Origin of the sequence: Streptomyces sp. NPDC021093, from assembly GCF_044333135.1 — a bacterium.
Classification (GTDB): domain Bacteria; phylum Actinomycetota; class Actinomycetes; order Streptomycetales; family Streptomycetaceae; genus Streptomyces.
Genome location: NZ_JBIRQJ010000002.1, coordinates 132,036 through 149,559 on the forward strand (window position 1 = coordinate 132,036; position 17,524 = coordinate 149,559).

Genomic DNA, 17,524 nt, shown 5'->3' on the forward strand with positions numbered 1-17,524 from the left:
GTACCAGGATGGGGACTGTCCGGTCATTCGGCCGAGCAGTCCCCATTCGGCCGTGCAGCGCCTCAGTAGTGGAGGACACCCCATGGAATGGACCCTCGAAATCGTCCCCGTGCCGGTCTCGGACATCGACCGGGCGAAGGACTTCTACGCGGAGAAGTGCGGCTTCAAGGTCGACGTCGACATGCAGATGAGCGAGACGGCCCGGGTCGTGCAGCTGACTCCGCCGGGCTCGCGCTGTTCGATCGCCCTCGCGAAGGGGCTGACCCCGCCGTCGGAGTGGGTCACTCCAGCCGCTCCCGGCTCGCTCCAGGGGCTTCAGCTGTGCGTGGTCGACATCCTCGCAGGCCGGGAGGGACTGGCAGGGCGTGGGGTGGATGTGAGCCCTGTGATGCACCTGGGAGAGAAGGGGTGGGAAGAGGGCAAGGGGGACACGTGGAACTCGTGGGCCTTCTTCAAGGATCCGGACGGGAATGGGTGGGTGGTGCAGGAGGCGCCGGCGCCGTTGTCGGAGCGGTAGGGGTTGGGCGGTAGCGAGGGCGGGTGGGCGGTAGCGAGCGTGGGCCGGAGCGAGGGGGCGGCTCCGCGCGGGGGCCGCCCTGTGCCCACCCGTTCCGCCCCATGGGCGGCCCATCTGCCCACAGGGCGGCGGCGGCCCGTGTGCCCACAGGGGACGGCGGCCCGTGTGCCCGCAGGGGACGGCGGCCCGTGTGCTCGCAGGGCGGGTTAGGCCAGTAGGTTGCCCATCCAGTCCTCCACCGCCGTGGCCTCGCGGGGGAGGGCGTGGGACATCAGGCGGGCGCCTTCCGACGTGATCACCAGGTCGTCCTCGATGCGGACGCCGATGCCGCGCAGCTCCCACGGCAGCGTCTCGTCGTCCGGCTGCAGGTAGAGGCCGGGCTCCACCGTCAGGACCTGGCCCTCCTCCAGTACCCCGTCGAGGTACTGGTCGGCCCTCGCCTGCGCGCAGTCGTGCAGGTCGAGCCCCAGCATGTGGCCCGAGCTGCACAGCGAGTACCTGCGGTGCAGCCCGCTGTCCGCACGCAGCGACTCCTCCGGCGACACCCGCAGCACGCCCCAGTCGTGCAGCCCCTCCGCCAGCACCGCCGAGCACGCCCGGTGGAAGTCACGGAAGCTCGCACCCGGTTTGAGTGCGGCGATGCCCGCGTCCTGGGCGGCCAGCACCAGGTCGTACACCTGCCGCTGGACCGGTGAGAAGCGGCCCGACAGGGGGAGGGTGCGGGTGATGTCGGCGCAGTAGAGGGAGTCGGTCTCCACACCCGCGTCCAGCAGCAGGAGCCGGTCGCGGTCGAGGGGGCCGTCGTTGCGTATCCAGTGCAGTACGCAGGCGTGGGCGCCGGCGGCGGCGATGGTGTCGTAGCCGGGGCCGTTCCCCTCGGCGCGGGCGCGCAGGTTGAAGACGCCCTCGATCCAGCGCTCGCCGCGCCGGTGCGCGAGAGCGGCGGGCAGCGACCGTACGACGTCCTCGAAGCCGGCCGTGGTGTGGTCGACGGCGAGCTGGATCTGGCCGACCTCCCAGGCGTCCTTCACCAGCCTCAACTCGCTCAGTGCGGCGGCCAGTTCCTGATCCGTGTGCGCGCGCCGCTCGGCGGCGGAGGGCGTGTAGTCGTCCAGGTGGGCGCACCGGATGCCGGTCAGCTGCGCGGCCTCGTCGAGGTCGGGCCGTCGGCCCACCCAGAACTCCCCGTACCTGCGGTCCCGGAAGAACTCGCCGCGTCCGTCGCTGCGGGGCGAGCGCGGCCGTACGTAAAGGACGGCGTCCCCGTCCGGCTCGATCACCAGCACATGACCGGGCTGGTCCTCCGTCGTCAGCCCGGTCAGCCACGCGTACGCGCTGTGCGGCCGGAAGCGGTAGTCGCAGTCGTTCGACCGCACCTTCAACTCGCCCGCCGGTATGACGAGTCGCTCGCCGGGGAAGCGGGCCGCGAGCCTGGCGCGCCGCCCCGCGAAGTGCTCGAAGCCCGGCACCCGGGCGCCGGACGCGGGAGCGGACGGCGCCCACCGGTCGGCCATGTAGGCGTCGAGGGCGGGTGAAACCGGCAAGTCATGACTGACGGTGTGGAGTTGGGCGGGCGCGGGCGACTGGAAGAGCTGGGCGGCTTGAGTGGGTTTCGAGGGGTGCGGGGTCACTTTTTCGCCTCCGGGGACAGGGGAGTTGTCTGAAGTCTTGTCAGTACAATTTCACATTACTATGTTACGGGTCACACCTCGGGGTGCGGAAGCCGACGGCAACCGTCGGCACCGGCCCCTCAACTCCCCACACAGATCCGGAGATTCAGGTGTCTCACCCGCGTATGCCGCGCAGGATCCTGCTGGCCGCCACTCTCGCGACCACCCTCGCCCTGCCGGCCGTCCAGTCCGCCCAGGCCGCACCCGTGCCTCCCGCGCAGAGCTCCGCCGCCGACCGGAAGCCGCAGCCCCGTGCGGCAACCCCCGGCGCCAATCCGTTCGACGAGGTCCAGCGCCTCGCCACCACACCGAAGTTGACCAGGACACCCGCGCCCGCACCAGGTGCGCGCACCGACCGGGGCCGGATACCCGGAGCCTGGACGAAGGCCCTGAAGCAGGACGCGAGACCCGGCGCGGCGAGACCCGCGGCGCCGAGAGCGGCCGTGGCCCCCTGCACCCTCGACGGCATCACCGGCCTGGGCCCCGCCCAGTTCGCGGACTTCCTCGCCGACCCGGCCGTCACCGCCAACGGCTGTCTGCGCGACCTCATCTGGAACTGGGACGCCCGCCTGGTCCCCGTGATGTCGGACGCGCACGTCCAGGCCGTCTCCCGGCGCGCCGAATCCCTCGCCGCCTCCCACGACGGCAAGAACACCACCCACCTCCTGGAGATGTTCACCTACCTCCACGCGGTGGCGTACCACGACTTCTCGCGCGACGAGATCGACGTCACGGACGCCCCGACCGTCGACGCCATGCGCCGCGCGATCGCCGCGTTCGGCACCGCGGCCCGCACCTTCGACGTCACCAGGACCAACGCCGAAACCCTCCGCGAAGCACTCATCGCGGCCAGCGCCCCCGGCCTGCGACAGCACCAACTCGGCCTGGTCCAGAAGGTCCTGGCCACCATGGACCCGTCCCACACCGCCACCCACAAGGACCGGGACTGGGCCGGTGCGGCCCTCTCCGCCCTCACCCTCAACTACCTCGGCGTCTACTCCGGCAACCAGGACACCGCGTTCCGCGCCGCCGTCGCGGCCGACGCCACGTACCGCAACGCCTTCAAGGCCTTCGCGGGCCACACCCACCTCAAGGGCACCGACAACGCCTGGGTCGTGCGCGACGCCCTCAGCGAGTACGGCAGGTTCGGCGAGATACCCGCCCTCAAGGACGGCGTCGTCGCCGACCTCGGCACCCTCCTGACCACCACCAAGCAGAACTTCGGCGAAGGCAGCCAGCCCTGGGCCAAGGTCGCCACCTGGCTCAACTACTTCGGCGCCTGCGAGCAGTACGGGATCTGCAAGAGCGACATCGAGAAGCGGATCTTCCCGTACACCTACGTCTACGACAACGGCGCCATCAAGGTCCGCACCGGCCTCGACCGCGCCACCGTCGACCAGCTCTACTATGCGTCCAAGCAGGTCAAGGCCCAGTTCCACCGGGTGGTCGGCAGTACCGAGCCGATCGCGGGCGACACCAACACCACCCTCAACATCGTCCTGTACGCCTCCCGCGCCGACTACGAGAACTACCACCCGCTGCTCACCGGCATGGACACCAACAACGGCGGCGTCTACATCGAGAAGGGCGCCACCTTCTACACCTACCAGCGCCGCGTCCCCCAGGACTCCTCGCTGACCCTCGAAGAGCTCTTCCGCCACGAGTACGTCCACTACCTCAACGGCCGCTTCGCCGTGCACGGTTCGTTCGGCGAGGGCCCCTGGTACCAGAACGACCGCACCACCGCCATGGACGAGGGCACCGGAGAGTTCTTCGACGGAGCCACCCGCGACGACGGCATCGCCGTACGCAAGTCGCTGGTGAAGAGCATCATCGCCGACACCGCGGGCGGCGGACCGCGCATGACGGTCAATCAACTCCTGCACGCCACCTACGACAACGACGGCTTCCGCTTCTACCCGTACGCCGGAACCTTCTTCGAGTACCTGTGGCGCGACCACCCGGGCAAGCTCCAGGAGATGTACAGGTACCTGCGGGCCAACGACCCGGCGGCCTTCGACGCCTGGCGCAACCAGCAGGGCTCCGACGCCAACCTGCAGCGCGGCTACGACGCGTTCCTCGACCAGCAGATCGCCATCGTCGACCAGCTCTTCGTGCCCAACACCCAGTACACGCCCAATGGTTCACTGAAGTACACGGCCGTCACCGACGTGAAGGCGGCCTTCAAGGCCGCCACCTCCAGCGACCCCGTCTGCAAGGACGACGGCGGCAAGGAACTGGGCCGCTTCACCTGCACCGGCCGCATCACCGCCAACCTCAGCAACTCCACCGATGCCAACCAGGTGTTCAAGGACATGTCCGAGACGGTCGACTACTTCATCCTCGACCGGGCCGAGCCCGCCGCGAACAACCTCGCCGACATGAACTGCTCCTTCGGCAAGGTCGACGTCTGGTCCGGCGGCAAGGCGGGCACCGCCGACTACGTCTGTGAGGGCCCGCTGCGCCGCTAGCGACGGGAGGGCGGTCCCGGGAGGCGCCTCGCCCCACGGGACCGCCCTCGCGACGTCAGAACTCCAGCGTCCCCCGCAGGAAGGCGAGTTCACGCTCCATCAGCTGCTCCCGCACACCGCCGGGCGTCATGTGCGACACCCCGGGCAGCGTGAGCAGCTCGTGTTCCCGGCCCGCTTCCGTCAGGGCCCGGGAGAGGGCGAGGCTGTGGGTGGGGTGGACGTTGTCGTCGGCGAGGCCGTGGATCAGCAGGAGGGGACGGCTCAGGTTCGGGGCGTCCTTGACCAGGCAGTCCTCCTCGTACACCTCGGGGTGCTCGGCCGGCATGCCCAGATAGCGCTCCGTGTAAGCGGTGTTGTACGTACGGAAGTCGGTCGGCGGGGCGCCCGCGATGCCCACGTGGAACACGTCCGGCCGCCGCAGTACCGCGAGCGCCGCCAGATAGCCGCCGTACGACCAGCCGCGCACGGCCACCCGCGACAGGTCCAACTCCGGGTAACGGGCGCCGAGTTCCCGCACCGCCGCCACCTGGTCGTCGAGGGTGACCCGGGAGAAGCCCCGGTACATGGCGTACGCGAAGGCGGGGGAGACGTTCGAGGTGCCCCGATTGTCGACCGACACCACGGCGAAGCCCTGGTCGGCCCACCACTGGCGGTGCTGCTGGGTGCGCGGGTCGTTCGTCACGGCCTGCGCGCCGGGGCCGCCGTACACGTCGAGGAGTACCGGCAGCCGCTGTCCGGCGACGTGCCCGCGCGGCAGGACCAGGGCGGTCGGCAGCCAGTGCTCGGTGACCCGGGCGAGGCGCGGAACGACCCGGTGCGGGAGCGGCTCGGAGAGGTCACGCAGAGTCAACTCCCGTCCCTCTTCGGTGTGTACGGTGCGCCGGACCTGACCGCCGGGGTCCGCGGAGGTGATCAGCAGGGCTTTCGGAGACACCGTGACACCGTGCACCCCGGGGCCGCGCGTGAGCGGGCGCAGCCCGCCGCTGTCCGGGTCGACGAGGACGATGTGCTGGTCGGCCGGTTCGTCCAGGGCAGCCGTGACGACCAGCGAACCGCCGAACACGCCCTCGACGGAGCGCACTTGAAGGTCGCTGCCGGTCAGGAGCCGGCCGTCCACGGCCAGGCCGCGCGCCTCGTCGTCCGCGGTGTCGGCGGCCGTCAGCATCCGCCCGTCCTCCAACCGGGCCGGTGTGCCCGGGAGTTCGTCGACCCACAGCGGATGCGAGGTCCGCGACAGCACGCGGGTGCTGCCGGTGGCGGGGTCGGCGGACAGCAGCAGCGCCTCGCGCTGGAGTCGGTCCCGCACGGTCAGCAGGATCTCCTCGTCGGACTCCCAGCTCGCGTCCGTGACGTAGGGGTAGGCCGCCGCGTCCCACTCCAGCCGTACCGGATCCCCGCTCTCCAGCACCCACAGCTGTACGTCGGCGTTCGGTCCGCCCGCCCTGGGGTAGGCGAACTCGCCGCCGTAGTCGAGCCGGGGGAGTGCCGACTCGTCCACCCGGGCGGCGAGCAGCGCACGTCCGCCCGGAGCCCACCAGTGCCCGCGCGAGCGGCCCAGGTCCTCCGCCACGGCTGCCTCGGCGATGCCCCAGCGCGCGCCGTCGTCCGGGGAGGCCGGGTGCGAGACGCCGTCGGCGCACTCGGCCACGTACAGCCGGTCCTCACTGACGTACGCGACGCGCGAGCCGTCGGCGTTCGGGCGGGGGTCGAAGACGGGCCCGGCCGCCTGGATCTCCTCCGGCTTGCCGTCCGGTCCCGTGCCGGTCCGGAACAGGCGGCCGTACAGTGCGAAGACCGCGGAACCGCCGTCGGTGGAGAGGGAGTACGCACCGATTCCCGCGGCGACGAGCCGGATGCGCTCCCGCAACTGCCGCTCCACCAAGGGGAGTTGGCCGCCACTGGGGATCAGGATGCGCGGGTCGGCGAGCTGCCGTTCCTCGCCGGAGCCGGTGTCGAGCACCCAGAGGCTGTCGTACGGGTCGGTGGGGCCGGCCGAGCGCAGGAAGTACAACAGCCGCCCCCCTTCGGCGAAGGACGCGGCGCGCGGGGCACCGTAGGTGAAGCGGCCGGTGCGGGCGGAGAGGCCGAGGAAGGGATCGGTGAGGGGTGGCAGAGACATGGGGAGATCGTCGCCCGTCGTACGGCCACGGTCAAGGATGTGACATATGAAATGGCATTGCCCGCGACCGGTGCGGTGGGGCGGCCAGAAGGGGGTGGGGGCACAACACCCCACCCCCTCCCCCTCATGTGTCCTTGCCTGCCACGTCCCCGAAGGTCAGCCCGGTCCCGTTGAGGTCGGCGCGAATGCCCTCCGGCTCCACCTTGATCTCCCGCAGCCGCAGCTCGCCCGGCGTCTTCGGCAGCCGGAACGACATCGACAGCTTCTCCGAAAGCTCCGGCGGACGCATCGCGAGCAGCGAGGCGATCATCTTCTGGTTGATGCCGACCTTCTCCAGCAGCCACGGGTGGTCGATCACCACATCCACCAGGTTGAGGCTCATCAGCTGCTTGACGAACTGCGGCGACCCGGTCAGCTTGTGCAGCTCCGCCTCGCTGCCCAGTGCCTTCCTCACCCACTCCTTCGGTACGCCGAGCCGCTCCACCACCGCGGGAACGGCCAGCATCGCCTTGATCCGCTCACCCTGTTTGGCCAGCGCGGCCGCCGCCTGCGGGTGCAGTCGCAGTCCGGAGGTGGCGCGGTCCTTGCCCGGCCGGTACGTCACGATGCCGGGGAGGTCGAGGCGCATGTGGTCGATGGTGGTGGAGACGGCCTGGTCACCGTCGCGCTTGATGTGGGCCTCCGCGCCGATCAGCACCTTCGTGCCGGCGATCGGAAGCTCGCCGCTGACCTTGATGCGGTCGTGGCCGTCCTTCTTGAACTTGGCCTGGGACGAGCCGAGTTCACGGTTGAGGTCGTCGAAGGAGAGCAGTACGTCACCCTCCACGCTGCCGATGACGGCGCCCTGGATCGACGACGGCAGGGTCCCCACGATGCTGATGTCGTGGGCGGTCGCCCGCACCTCCGCGATGGACACCCGGTCGGCGTCGACGTCGGGCACGGCGACGTCGACGCGGTCCAGACGCTTGTCGAAGACCTGGGTGAGGAACGGGAAGCCGTGGATCTTCACCTCGGGCGCCGTCGCCAGCTTCAGCGACTTCTTCAGCTGGTCCTCGGCCTTGTCCTGCGCGTACATCAGCGCGAACCGGTCCGCGAGCAGCAGGAACGCCACCACGACGACACCGGTGACGGCCACCTTGAACACCACGGGGACGGCACCGAAGCGGCTCTTGCCCCGGTGGTTCGGGGGCTGCCACTCGTCGTCCTCGTCGTCGCGGTCCGACTTCAGGCCGAGACCGAGGAGCCCTTCGTCCGGCTCGTACGCCGCGTAGTCGGGTTCGGGCGGGGCGAGACGGGCGAGTTCGTCGTACGGATTGCGTGGTCTGCTGGAATTGCCGGAGTTACTGGAATTGCTCAATTCGTTCCGTATGTGGGGGGATTCGGGGTGAGGGTTCATGCGTGTGGGGGGTCGCATCGCGTCATCCCACCATGCGCACTACCCTCGAACGCAAGCTCGATGACCGGCTTCGTAGCATTTGGCGCCTTTACTCCACCGGGGGACGGTTCCGTCCGGCGGCTACGGTGGACGGGTGATCGCCGAAGAGTCCCTCCGACCCAGGCCGCCGGAAGCCCTGCGACCGCAGTCGCTGACGCTGACCTTCCTGGGCGGGACCTGGACCCTGCTCGGCCTCTCGCTCCCCGAGACCTGGCAGCTGCGCGAACTCGCCCTTCGTTACGAGGAGTTCCTGCACCCGCCGGACGACTGGCCGGCCGAGCAGGCCGAGGTGCCGGTACGGACCGGGGCGCCGGCTCAGGCGTAGAACCGGGACACGCTCTCCAGCACGCAGGCGGGCTTGGCCCCGCCCTCGATCTCGATCGTGCCACCCACGGTGATCTGCACACCGCCCGCGACGTCCTTCACCTCGGTGAGCCTCGCGACCAGCCGCAGCCGGGAACCGGCCGGTACGGGCACGGGGAAACGCACCTTGTTCAGGCCGTAGTCGACCTTGGTGCGGACGCCCTCGACGTCGAGCCGCCCGCCGAGCGAGCCGAGGATCTCCTCGGGCCCGGCCGCCGACCCCACCCGCGCGACGACGACCGCGCGCGGCGCCGCGCCCCACTGGGGGTCAGAGACGCCGATGCCGTGCAGGACGGCAGCAGCACCCCGCTCGCCGTACTGCTCTGCGCGGGCGCGCTCATCACCGTCGTCACCCTGTGGCGGATGCCCGAGACGAGCGCCGACGCCCTGACCGAGAATGACGTCCCCGCCCCTGCCTCCGCGGCAGCCCCCGCGACCGCAGAAGGAGTACGCCGATGAGAGCCCGCAGCACCGCGCTGCTCGCCGCCGCCCTGATCGCCTCGACCATCGCGACCTCGACCGTTGCGACCACGGCCGTTGCGACCTCGGCCGGCGCGGCCCAGGCCCCGGCCCGCGCGGAACCCGCTGAAGGGGTCCACCTGGAGGGCCGACTCCCCTCCGGGGCAAGCTATGTGATGGACCGTCCGGCCGACTGGAACGGCACCGTGCTCCTCTACAGCCACGGCTACCGCCCCACCGGCACCCCCAACCCGGCCGAGAACGCCCCGTCCCCCGAGGTCCACCAGAAGCTCCTCGCCGACGGCTACGCCCTCATCGGCTCCTCGTACGCCTCCACCGGCTGGGCCGTCACCGACGCGGTCCCCGGCCAGCTCGCCACCCTCGACCTCTTCACCCGGCGCCTCGGCGCGGCCGAACGCACCCTGGCCTGGGGCGAGTCGTACGGCGGACTCATCACCACCGCCCTCGCCGAGCGCCACTGGGCCCGCTTCGACGGCACCCTCTCGATGTGCGGACTGACCCACGGGGGCGTCGCCAACTGGAACAACACACTCGACACCACCTTCGCCCTGAAGACCCTCCTCGCGCCCACCGTCCCGATCGCCGGTTTCCGCGACCGGCAGGCGGCCCTCGACGCCGCCGCCACGGCGAAGGCCGCGACCGCCGCCGCCCAGAACACCCCCGAGGGCCGCGCCAGGATCGCCCTGGTCGCCGCCCTCTACAACGTCCCCGGCCACAACGACCCCGCGCAGCCGAAGCCCGCCCCGACCGACTGGGACGCCCAACAGGCCAACCAGTACGCGGGAGTTCAGGGCCTCATCTCGACCAGCGGCTTCAGCTGGCGGCAGGAGGCCGAGGCCCGCGCGGGCGGCAACCCGTCCTGGAACACCGGCGTCGACCACGCCGCGATGCTCGCCCGGTCGCCCCACTTCAAGGAGGTCGGCGCGCTGTACAAGAAGGCCGGGATCCGCCTCGGTACCGACCTCGCCGCTCTCGACAAGGCCCCGAGGATCACCGCCGACCCGTCCGCCGCCGCCTGGATGCGCCGTACCAGCACCTTCACCGGCCGTCTGGTCAAACCCCAGCTCGACATCCACACCACCGGCGACGGCTTCGTCCCGGTGCAGGTCGAGAGCGGCCACCTCCGGGCGGCCAGGGGCGCGGGCACGTCGTCCCGCCTCCTCCAGCAGGCGTACGTCGACGGGCCCGGCCACTGCACCTTCACCCCCGGCGAGACGCTCGCCGCCCTCCGCACCCTGGAGATGCGCCTCGACACCGGCCGCTGGCAGAACACCCCGGAGGTCCTCAACTCCCTCGCGGCGCAAGCGGATCCGACCCGGCCGGCCCGCTACGCCCGCTACCGCCCGGCCCCGTACCCGCGCCCGTACGACCGGACGAACGACCGCCCGTACGACGGCAAGCGATCGAACGGGGCCTAGATGTCCCGGAAAAGACTCGGCAGGGCTGTCACCTGCATAAACGGGTGTCCGAGGGCTCCTGACCAGGGAAGATGAACTTTCCCTTCTTTCAATGTCGTACCGCTTGGTGCAGCTGAAAGTCCCAGGAAAGTCCCAGGGGAGGCTTGGTCGGGCGGGACCTACGGGTCACCGAGGATCACCCCCGATCTGTGGGAGGAGGGGTGGCAGGTGTCGTAACACCGTCGCGGAGATCATGGCGGAAGACGGCGATGAACCTCCGGCACACCGTGTGCACGGATGCGGGCGTCTACGACTTCGACGCGGATTTCCTGGACGCGGACTTCAAGCACGTCATCCTCGCCCAGGGCTGCGGCACCCTGCCGCTCTACCTGCGTGCTGAACGCGCGAAGCGCGGCCGACTGCAGCGTGCCCAGCGCGTCACGACCTGGCAGCTCGCTGCGGCGTACCAGGCCGCCCTGGAGGGCCCGCCGCGCAGGACCACGTACGCCCTGATCGCCGACCGTGCCGCGCGCATCGAAAACCACTGCATGGCTCGGGTCGAGGAACAGGCCCGCTACAAGGAGGAACACGGCGGCCTCGATCTCATCCACCGCGAGGCCGGCAGCGGAATGTGGCTCAAACCCCGCTACCAGCACATCGTCGTCGACGAGGCGCAGGACCTCTCCGCTTCCCACTGGCGGATGCTGCGCGCCATGGTGAGCAAGGGACCCAACGACATCTTCCTAGTGGGCGACGCCCACCAGCGCATCTACTCCCACCATGTCGTACTCGGCCGTCTCGGCATCGAAACCCGCGGCCGCGCCTCGCGCCGACTGACCCTCAACTACCGCACCACGCACCAGATCCTCACCAGCGCGCACGGCCTCGTCGACGGTGAGAGCTTCGACGACCTCGACGCGGGCTCGGACGACCTGCGGGGATACCGTTCGATCCTGATGGGCCTCGCCCCGCAGTTCTGGCGTGCCCCGGACGGGCAGACCGAGATGAGAGCCGTCGCGACCCTGGTGAGGGAGCGCCACGACCAATACGGCACGCCGTACTCAGCGATGGCCATCAGCGTTCCCGACCGAGCCGCCGCGAGCCAGATGGCATTCGCCCTGGCTTCCGAACCGTTCAACATCCCCGTCACCGAGCTCACCAAGGACGGTCCGCGCAGCCCCGAGGGGGTGCGCATCGGCACGATGCACGGCTTCAAGGGGCTTGAGTTCCAACGGGTGTTCCTCACCGGCATCAGCGACGGTCAGGTTCCTCACCAGCGCATCGACGCCTACGAATTCACCCAGCCGGAGCGACACCGGCAGGAGTTGCAACGTGCCCGCTCCTTGCTGTTCGTAGCAGCCACCCGGGCCCGCGATGAGCTCGTCATCACCTGGAACGGCCGGGCCAGCCGTTTCCTCCCCGAAGACGCCGATCGCGCCGCTTTCAGCGCCACCGAACTTCTCACCCAAGACGGCCCGCCGTCCGGCTCTGCGGCGGCCTGAACAGACAGTTTCTGCCCTTATGCATGATCACCCGGAGGCGACCCAGCGGGCCGGCACTGGGTGAGGGACTGCGCGGGACGTGAAGGGCAAGGCCGTGCGGCCCCGCGACTGATGCCACGTGGCCGCACGGTGGTGGGGACACGAACCTCTCTTCATTCTGGCTACACGGCTGGGCTCTGCCTTTCTACGGCCAGGTCCAGGCTGTACAGCGGACGGTCCTCGATCCCGAGGGCACGCATCAACTCAGTGGTGGGAATCCTGTACCTGCCCCCGACGCGGAGGACGAGGCAGGGGAATTTGTCCTCACGGATCAGCCGATACGCGGTCGTCGAGCAGATCCCGAGCGCTCGGGCCGCCGTGCGCAGGTCAACCGCGACGGGCAGGTCGAACATCTCGGTGAAACTGAGCCGGTCCCTTGTCGGGGCCCTCATGTCCGCCTCCCCGTAGGGCGGACCGGCCGAGAGCCCGCGCGGCATTCGGATCGTTGCTTCTTCCGGCGGCCGTGGTGAGCCGAGCATCCGCCCGGCTCGCCATCGGCGTCGACAAGGGCATCCCTGCGCAGATGTTCCGGACGTACCCGGAACCGCAGCGGGGCGTGCAGCCCATCCGGTCCATCAGGACGGTCGACCTGTACGTCCAGACCCTCCTCGGCCGGAGTTTCCGTCTCTCCGTCGGACGAGGCCAGTGCGCTGTCCTGGGCAAGGCGTTCGACCTGGGCGGAGGGGTGCTCCCGCATGCCGTCACGTGCGAAGCACCACGCCCTGGTGCGTGCCGCGTGGACCAGAGAGGTGTCGGAGAGGCGGCTTGCCGCCTCCGGAGCGGCCAGTTCCTCCAGGAGGGCCAGAACCATCTCGGACTCCACATCTGACCGATCGGCGCACAGACGTGTGCAGACGCGGTGGACCGTCCCGGTCAACCGGGGCAGAGCGAGCCAGATCACCAGGAGCTTCCCGGTGCCGTGTGGAGTGCGGTCACTCACTGCGTTGCGGAGTAATTCCTTCCAGACCAGAGAGGCGAACTGCGGTTCGGAGCCCGGCCCGTGCAAGGCCTCGTGCGTTTCGGCGACGGTCAGCCGGACCGGCTCCGCTGCGTCGGTGTCCGTAGGAACGACTACGAGGGTCGCGTCGCGAACCCGGGGTTCGTCGAAGTACCGCCTCACCGAGGCGAACGTACTGCTGGGGGGTGGATACATCAGAAATTTCCTCGCTCTGAGTTGAAGAGGCCGGAGGCGTCGAGGTGCTGGACGGGTTGACGTGCAGCGAAGTGGCACAGCGTCGAAATGGGGGTGAAACGGGAAGCAGCCCCAGGGGCCCCACTTTGATGCGTACGTGTGCGGTATTGGACTTGTCGACCAGGGAACGCTGCCTTTGACCATGAGCGTGTGACAGGTGCGGAAGACCGCTGGCTCGCCCGGTCGGGGAAGGCCGGAGGGGTGGGGCCGGAGTGGGTGCCCGCCCGGGACGGGCACCCACGAACTGTGAAACTCAGGTGGTCTCGGACGGCGAGTCGTCCGGTGCCTCGGTGGGCGGGGTCGCGGGCGTGGTGCCTTCGGGCCGGTCGGCCGTCCGCCGGCGGCGGGTGGGCGGCCAGCCGGGGGACTGGCGGAGGCGGATCGCTCGACGGTTTCGTTGACGGTTGTTCATTGGGCCTGCGGTTCCTTCCTGATGGGCTGATGGTTCACTCGCCGTCTTCTCGCACTTCTGAGAGCGGCTGGTGCCATCGTGCCCAGGCATGGGAGGCGGCCGCAGAGCGGAAACTGAGGAAAAACTGAGAGAGGGAGGCGTGAAGGAGCAAGCATGTGTGGAGGGGCACACCGCAGCGCAAAGATGAAGGGTGCAGTCGAGAGGCCGGATCACCGCTTCTGGCGCGACGGAGGGAAGGGTGATGGAGGGGCACGTGCTGGGCCCGGTCAGAGCCGAAGGGGACGGCGGAGGAAGAGGCTTGGCAGGAACGAAGGCGGCTGCGCTATTCGCGCTTCTGGCGACGTCACCGGACCACCGATGCACCCGTGAGGAGATCGCCGAAGCCCTCTGGCCGGGCGTCGAGGAGGCCCACGACTTGGTGAACCAAGCCGTCTCCAAACTGCGGAAGCAACTGGGCTTGGAGATCGTGCCCCATGGTGGCAAATCCGGCTACTGCATGCTCCGCCTGCCGGAGGCCAGCGTCGATCTCCTCCGCTTCCGAGACGGGGCGGCGAGAGCCGCAGGGCAGCACGCTCCGCAGCAGTTTGAGCAACTCGGGGCGGCCCTAGCGGAGTGGGACGGTGGGGAACCGCTGCGCGGGCTGACCGAGAGGGCGTTTTGTTTGCGCCGGGAGGAACTGCGGGCCGAGCTGATGGCTGCCGTGTACGCCCGGATGGACGCCGCCTGGCACTCCCTGGAAGTGAAGTGGCTCCGCGAGGAGACCGAGAAGTGGTTCGAGCGCGCACCGGAACTGCCCCAGGTATTCCGGTTCTACTTGCTCGCCCACCACGACCTGCCGGTGCGCCGACGCCAACGCCTCATCAAGGACTGGAAACGGCGCAATGGAGAGCCGGACGCCGAGTTGCAGCGAGCCATCGACCATGTTCGGGGAATCGCCCCCCGACCGGGCGGTATGCTCCCGCCACCCGTACCCGACCAGTTGCCCGCCAGCAGCCGCAAGCCGCTCGGGCAGGACGAACTGATCCGCAGCCTCGAAGAGGCTGTGTGCGAGGAACAGAACGCCGGCAACCTGACACTGGTCCTCATCAGCGGCATGCCAGGTGTCGGGAAGAGCACGGTGGCCATTCACCTCGCCCGCCGGCTGCGGGAGCGATTCCCCGACGGGGTGCTCTACTCCGGATTGAACGGGTTCGCCGACGGGAACGCGCGGCCCGCCGATCCGGAAGAGGTATTGGACGGATTCTTGGCCGCGTTGCCGCCCTACACCGCGGTGACCGGCCCGGAGAGCAAGAGCAATGCACTGAGGTCGGCATTGGCCGGTCGCTCGGCACTCATCGTCCTCGACGACGCGCTCGACGCCCAGCAGGTGCTGCCGCTGCTCCCCGGAGACGGCCGCTGCGCTGTGATCGTCACCAGCCGCAACGACCTCTTGCGACTCCGTTCAGAGAGAAAGGTGCTGTTTCGCAAGATGGAGCCGCTGCGAGAGACGGATGCGCTGGAGGTGCTCCAGGAGAAGGTGTCGCCCAAGGACCGGGCGGTCCATGCCCAGGCGTTCCGTGATCTGGTCCGGCACTGCGGCCGACTGCCGTTGGCCCTCACCGTGGTGGCCCGACTCCTGGACAGCGGTGTGCGTCCGCTGCGCACCATCCGCGCCCTGGCGTTGGAGATGGAGGAGGAGCGGGCCAGGCTGGAGACCCTGCACCTGCCGGAGCACGAAATGTCGGTCCGTGCCGCGCTGAACTGTTCCGTACGTGTACTCGGTGAGGAGGCCCGACTGCTGTTGTGGCAGCTCGCCGTCCACCCAGGGCCCTCTGCCTCCTGGGAAGCGGTGATGGATCTCGGGAGGGTGGGGGGCGAAGGAACGCGCACCGACCGGGCCCTGATGAATCTGGTGACTGCGAACCTGGTGGAGCACCAGGGCGATCGCTACGTGCTGCACGACCTCGTGCGGGCATTCGCCCGTCGGTACATGCAGCCGGAACCGGACCAGGAGATGACCGACATCGAGCGGGCGACCGTACGGCAGGTGCTGGAACATCAACTGCACAACGTCCGGGCCTGTGACCGGACACTCGACCACGAACGTGACCTGCCCATCGGAGAGCCGGACAGGGTTACGGTCGCGGACCTCGTGGGACCGGGGGACGCTATGACGTTCTTGGACGAGGAATACCTCACTGTCCAGCAAGGCATCCGATTGGCCGTCGACCAGGGCATCGAGCGGTATGTATGGCTGCTTCCCATGGCCCTGGGCACCTATCAGTGGCACCGTCGCCTACTGGACGACGCTGAGAAGAACCTTCGGTACGCCGTCGAAGCGGCGGAGTCCGTCGGCTCCTTGATCGATTGCGCCATGGTCCACCGAATGCTGGCAGGTACCCATTGGCGGCTCGGCAAGTACAACGAGGCTGTGGGCCACCTGCGTCGGGCCGTCAGGCTCAGTGAACAGGACCACAGCGAGGAGGGCCGACTGAGCCTCGCACGGTCGCTGTACCGACTCGGACTCACCCTGCGCAAGCAGGGTGAGCGGGCGGGGGCGGAGGAAGCGTTGTGCCAGGCAAGGGGGTTGTGCCGGGGGGTGTTCGACACGGTCGGGGAGGCTGCCGCCCTGAACGCTCTCGGTGCGCTCCACCTCGACCAGGGCGACCATGAGCAGGCGCTCCGTTGGTGTGCCGATGCCCTTCGCGCGGTGGAGCGTACAAGGGAACGCAACGGCCTGGCCGACGTGCTGTTCACCCTGGCCAAGGTGCACTTGGCCCGCTCCGAACGGGACGAGGCCGTCTCCCTGTACCAGCAGGCCTGCGACATCTACCGCGAACGAGCGGACGGGGTCAACGAGGACAAGACACGGCTGCTCTTCGCGGAGGTCCTCGTTTCCGCCGGTGAGACCGACAGAGCAGTTCAGGAGCTGGAGAGGGTCGTAGTGCTGCGCGAGCTGATGGGCGGCAAAGGCGTTCGTGAGATCCGGGAGCGACTGGAAGGGCTGAGGTGACCCGCCTGGCTGGCGGCCGCCGGGGCATCCTCACAACCGAGGCTCATGCGTGCGGTAGTACTCGGTGGGGTCAGGGCGCAGTCGTTTCGAGGACCACCGTGAGCCCAGCGCGGGCAGATGCGGGCGGAGCTGCTCGAACACCTCGCGGACATCCGCGGGGCGCTCCTCCGCGTTCCACCGAACCATCGACAGCGCGAGCGAGGCGAACTCAGGGGGGAGCGCGGCGAGCTTTTCGGGCGGCAGCACCGGCCCACCCGGCTCCGCCAATTCCTCCAGTCCGCCGTAGGGCAGCCGCATGACGGTCATTTCGATCAGCATGCACCCGAGGCCGAAAATGTCCGCCTGCCGTGTCAGGCCCGGAGTGCACGCGTCGGACTGTTCGGGGGAGGCCCAGCCGCGCGTGCCGCGGCTGTCGCACGTCTTCTGGCCTGCCGTGATGGCGAGGCCCATGTCAATGAGGCGGAGGCGGCCGTCCGGTTGCACGATGACGTTCTCGGGTTTGAGGTCACAGTGCACCAGATTCCGATCGTGCACTTCCCGTAGAATTTCGCACAGTTGACCGATAATGGACGCGATGGCCTCGGGATATCTGATGGGCAGGGCATCCGACAGGACGTCATGCAGTTGGCGACCCTCGACGAATTCCATGACCAGGCATCGGCGTCCTCGATGTGTTCCGGCAGCGATGATGAATTCCTGTCAGTTTCATCATCAGAGACCCCTCTGCCAGGAGTCGTTCTCCGTCTTCGGAGAAAATGCTCCTCGGGCCGAGATCTCGGGCCTTTTGAAGCTTCAGTGCTACTTTCGCCCCGCTCCTGCGGTCACGGCCGAGGAAGAGGTCGCCTTGGCCGCCATCGCCGACCATGTCCAGCACTTCGTAACCCTTCTCCACGTTGCCGATCTCCTTGATCTCCCTCATGTTCACCCTTCTTTCC

Annotated in this window: 15 protein-coding genes and 1 pseudogene; 7 read left to right on the top strand and 9 right to left on the bottom strand. The window is 69.2% G+C overall.

Annotated features, from left to right (window positions below; genetic code table 11):
• The first annotated feature begins 82 nt into the window (after positions 1–82).
• Positions 83–517 carry a VOC family protein gene (locus tag ACH4SP_RS05775; protein WP_398409714.1) on the top strand — a complete coding sequence of 145 codons (435 nt, stop codon included), beginning with the start codon at positions 83–85 and terminating at the stop codon, positions 515–517.
• A 206-nt stretch (positions 518–723) separates the two neighbouring features.
• Here ACH4SP_RS05775 and ACH4SP_RS05780 read toward each other — a convergent pair whose 3' ends face one another.
• A complete protein-coding gene (locus ACH4SP_RS05780) occupies positions 724–2,148 on the bottom strand; it encodes an aminopeptidase P family protein (protein ID WP_398409722.1) in 1,425 nt (474 codons plus the stop codon).
• Between the two features lie 164 nt (positions 2,149–2,312).
• On the opposite strand from ACH4SP_RS05780, the gene ACH4SP_RS05785 reads away from it, so the two are divergent.
• Positions 2,313–4,658 carry a collagenase gene (locus ACH4SP_RS05785; protein ID WP_398409760.1) on the top strand — a complete coding sequence of 782 codons (2,346 nt, stop codon included), beginning with the start codon at positions 2,313–2,315 and terminating at the stop codon, positions 4,656–4,658.
• Between the two features lie 55 nt (positions 4,659–4,713).
• Here ACH4SP_RS05785 and ACH4SP_RS05790 read toward each other — a convergent pair whose 3' ends face one another.
• Together ACH4SP_RS05790 and ACH4SP_RS05795 are read right to left on the bottom strand one after the other, a co-directional pair.
• Entirely contained in the window at positions 4,714–6,777 is a 2,064-nt protein-coding gene (locus ACH4SP_RS05790) for a prolyl oligopeptidase family serine peptidase (RefSeq protein WP_398409768.1), read from the bottom strand.
• A gap of 124 nt (positions 6,778–6,901) precedes the next feature.
• Positions 6,902–8,134 (bottom strand): DUF2993 domain-containing protein, encoded by a 1,233-nt coding sequence (locus ACH4SP_RS05795; protein WP_398409772.1) that lies wholly within the window; start codon positions 8,132–8,134, stop codon positions 6,902–6,904.
• 172 nt (positions 8,135–8,306) lie between these two features.
• Between ACH4SP_RS05795 and ACH4SP_RS05800 the strand changes: the two genes are divergently transcribed.
• Positions 8,307–8,537, top strand: a complete 231-nt coding sequence (locus ACH4SP_RS05800) for a hypothetical protein (protein WP_398409776.1) — start codon at positions 8,307–8,309, stop codon at positions 8,535–8,537.
• Here the strand turns inward: ACH4SP_RS05800 and ACH4SP_RS05805 are convergent.
• Positions 8,528–8,749: pseudogene (locus ACH4SP_RS05805) on the bottom strand (MaoC family dehydratase); the annotation flags it as partial. The gene ACH4SP_RS05800 and the pseudogene ACH4SP_RS05805 sit on opposite strands and share 10 nt — an antisense overlap.
• Before the next feature lie 111 nt (positions 8,750–8,860).
• Between ACH4SP_RS05805 and ACH4SP_RS05810 the strand changes: the two are divergent.
• The 3 genes from ACH4SP_RS05810 to ACH4SP_RS05820 all read left to right on the top strand — a co-directional run bounded on the left by ACH4SP_RS05810 (position 8,861) and on the right by ACH4SP_RS05820 (position 11,954).
• Positions 8,861–9,034, top strand: coding sequence for a hypothetical protein (locus tag ACH4SP_RS05810; protein ID WP_398409779.1), 174 nt, complete (start codon positions 8,861–8,863; stop codon positions 9,032–9,034).
• On the top strand, positions 9,031–10,473 hold the full coding sequence (locus tag ACH4SP_RS05815; protein ID WP_398409782.1) for an alpha/beta hydrolase family protein: 1,443 nt from the start codon (positions 9,031–9,033) through the stop codon (positions 10,471–10,473). Before ACH4SP_RS05810 ends, ACH4SP_RS05815 begins: the two co-directional genes overlap by 4 nt.
• A 248-nt stretch (positions 10,474–10,721) precedes the next feature.
• Positions 10,722–11,954: a 3'-5' exonuclease gene (locus tag ACH4SP_RS05820; protein WP_398409791.1), complete on the top strand. Its 1,233-nt coding sequence runs from the start codon at positions 10,722–10,724 to the stop codon at positions 11,952–11,954.
• Positions 11,955–12,115: 161 nt separating this feature from the next.
• Here the strand turns inward: ACH4SP_RS05820 and ACH4SP_RS05825 are convergent, their stop codons facing one another.
• The 3 genes from ACH4SP_RS05825 to ACH4SP_RS05835 form a co-directional block, all read right to left on the bottom strand.
• Positions 12,116–12,385 (bottom strand): helix-turn-helix domain-containing protein, encoded by a 270-nt coding sequence (locus ACH4SP_RS05825; protein WP_398409796.1) that lies wholly within the window; start codon positions 12,383–12,385, stop codon positions 12,116–12,118.
• Positions 12,382–13,146: a hypothetical protein gene (locus ACH4SP_RS05830; protein ID WP_398409800.1), complete on the bottom strand. Its 765-nt coding sequence runs from the start codon at positions 13,144–13,146 to the stop codon at positions 12,382–12,384. Before ACH4SP_RS05830 ends, ACH4SP_RS05825 begins: the two co-directional genes overlap by 4 nt.
• Positions 13,147–13,438: 292 nt before the next feature.
• Positions 13,439–13,597: a hypothetical protein gene (locus tag ACH4SP_RS05835; RefSeq protein WP_398409803.1), complete on the bottom strand. Its 159-nt coding sequence runs from the start codon at positions 13,595–13,597 to the stop codon at positions 13,439–13,441.
• A gap of 298 nt (positions 13,598–13,895) precedes the next feature.
• Here ACH4SP_RS05835 and ACH4SP_RS05840 point away from each other — a divergent pair, with 298 nt between their 5' ends.
• Positions 13,896–16,589: a tetratricopeptide repeat protein gene (locus tag ACH4SP_RS05840; RefSeq protein ID WP_398409805.1), complete on the top strand. Its 2,694-nt coding sequence runs from the start codon at positions 13,896–13,898 to the stop codon at positions 16,587–16,589.
• Positions 16,590–16,619: 30 nt separating this feature from the next.
• Here the strand turns inward: ACH4SP_RS05840 and ACH4SP_RS05845 are convergent, their stop codons facing one another.
• Positions 16,620–17,237: a protein kinase gene (locus ACH4SP_RS05845; protein WP_398409812.1), complete on the bottom strand. Its 618-nt coding sequence runs from the start codon at positions 17,235–17,237 to the stop codon at positions 16,620–16,622.
• The gene (locus ACH4SP_RS05850) at positions 17,206–17,508 is read right to left on the bottom strand and encodes a hypothetical protein (protein WP_398409817.1); all 303 of its coding nucleotides are present in this window, start codon (positions 17,506–17,508) and stop codon (positions 17,206–17,208) included. The genes ACH4SP_RS05845 and ACH4SP_RS05850 overlap by 32 nt, the downstream gene beginning before the upstream one ends.
• Positions 17,509–17,524 lie beyond the last annotated feature (16 nt).

Coding starts and splice junctions, on each gene's coding strand:
- ACH4SP_RS05785 (WP_398409760.1), top strand. CDS start 2,313: ATGCCGCGCAGGATCCTGCTGGCCGCCACTCTCGCGACCACCCTCGCC.
- ACH4SP_RS05825 (WP_398409796.1), bottom strand. CDS start 12,385: ATGAGGGCCCCGACAAGGGACCGGCTCAGTTTCACCGAGATGTTCGAC.
- ACH4SP_RS05815 (WP_398409782.1), top strand. CDS start 9,031: ATGAGAGCCCGCAGCACCGCGCTGCTCGCCGCCGCCCTGATCGCCTCG.
- ACH4SP_RS05775 (WP_398409714.1), top strand. CDS start 83: ATGGAATGGACCCTCGAAATCGTCCCCGTGCCGGTCTCGGACATCGAC.
- ACH4SP_RS05845 (WP_398409812.1), bottom strand. CDS start 17,237: ATGGAATTCGTCGAGGGTCGCCAACTGCATGACGTCCTGTCGGATGCC.
- ACH4SP_RS05790 (WP_398409768.1), bottom strand. CDS start 6,777: ATGTCTCTGCCACCCCTCACCGATCCCTTCCTCGGCCTCTCCGCCCGC.
- ACH4SP_RS05835 (WP_398409803.1), bottom strand. CDS start 13,597: ATGAACAACCGTCAACGAAACCGTCGAGCGATCCGCCTCCGCCAGTCC.
- ACH4SP_RS05830 (WP_398409800.1), bottom strand. CDS start 13,146: ATGTATCCACCCCCCAGCAGTACGTTCGCCTCGGTGAGGCGGTACTTC.
- ACH4SP_RS05850 (WP_398409817.1), bottom strand. CDS start 17,508: ATGAGGGAGATCAAGGAGATCGGCAACGTGGAGAAGGGTTACGAAGTG.
- ACH4SP_RS05820 (WP_398409791.1), top strand. CDS start 10,722: ATGAACCTCCGGCACACCGTGTGCACGGATGCGGGCGTCTACGACTTC.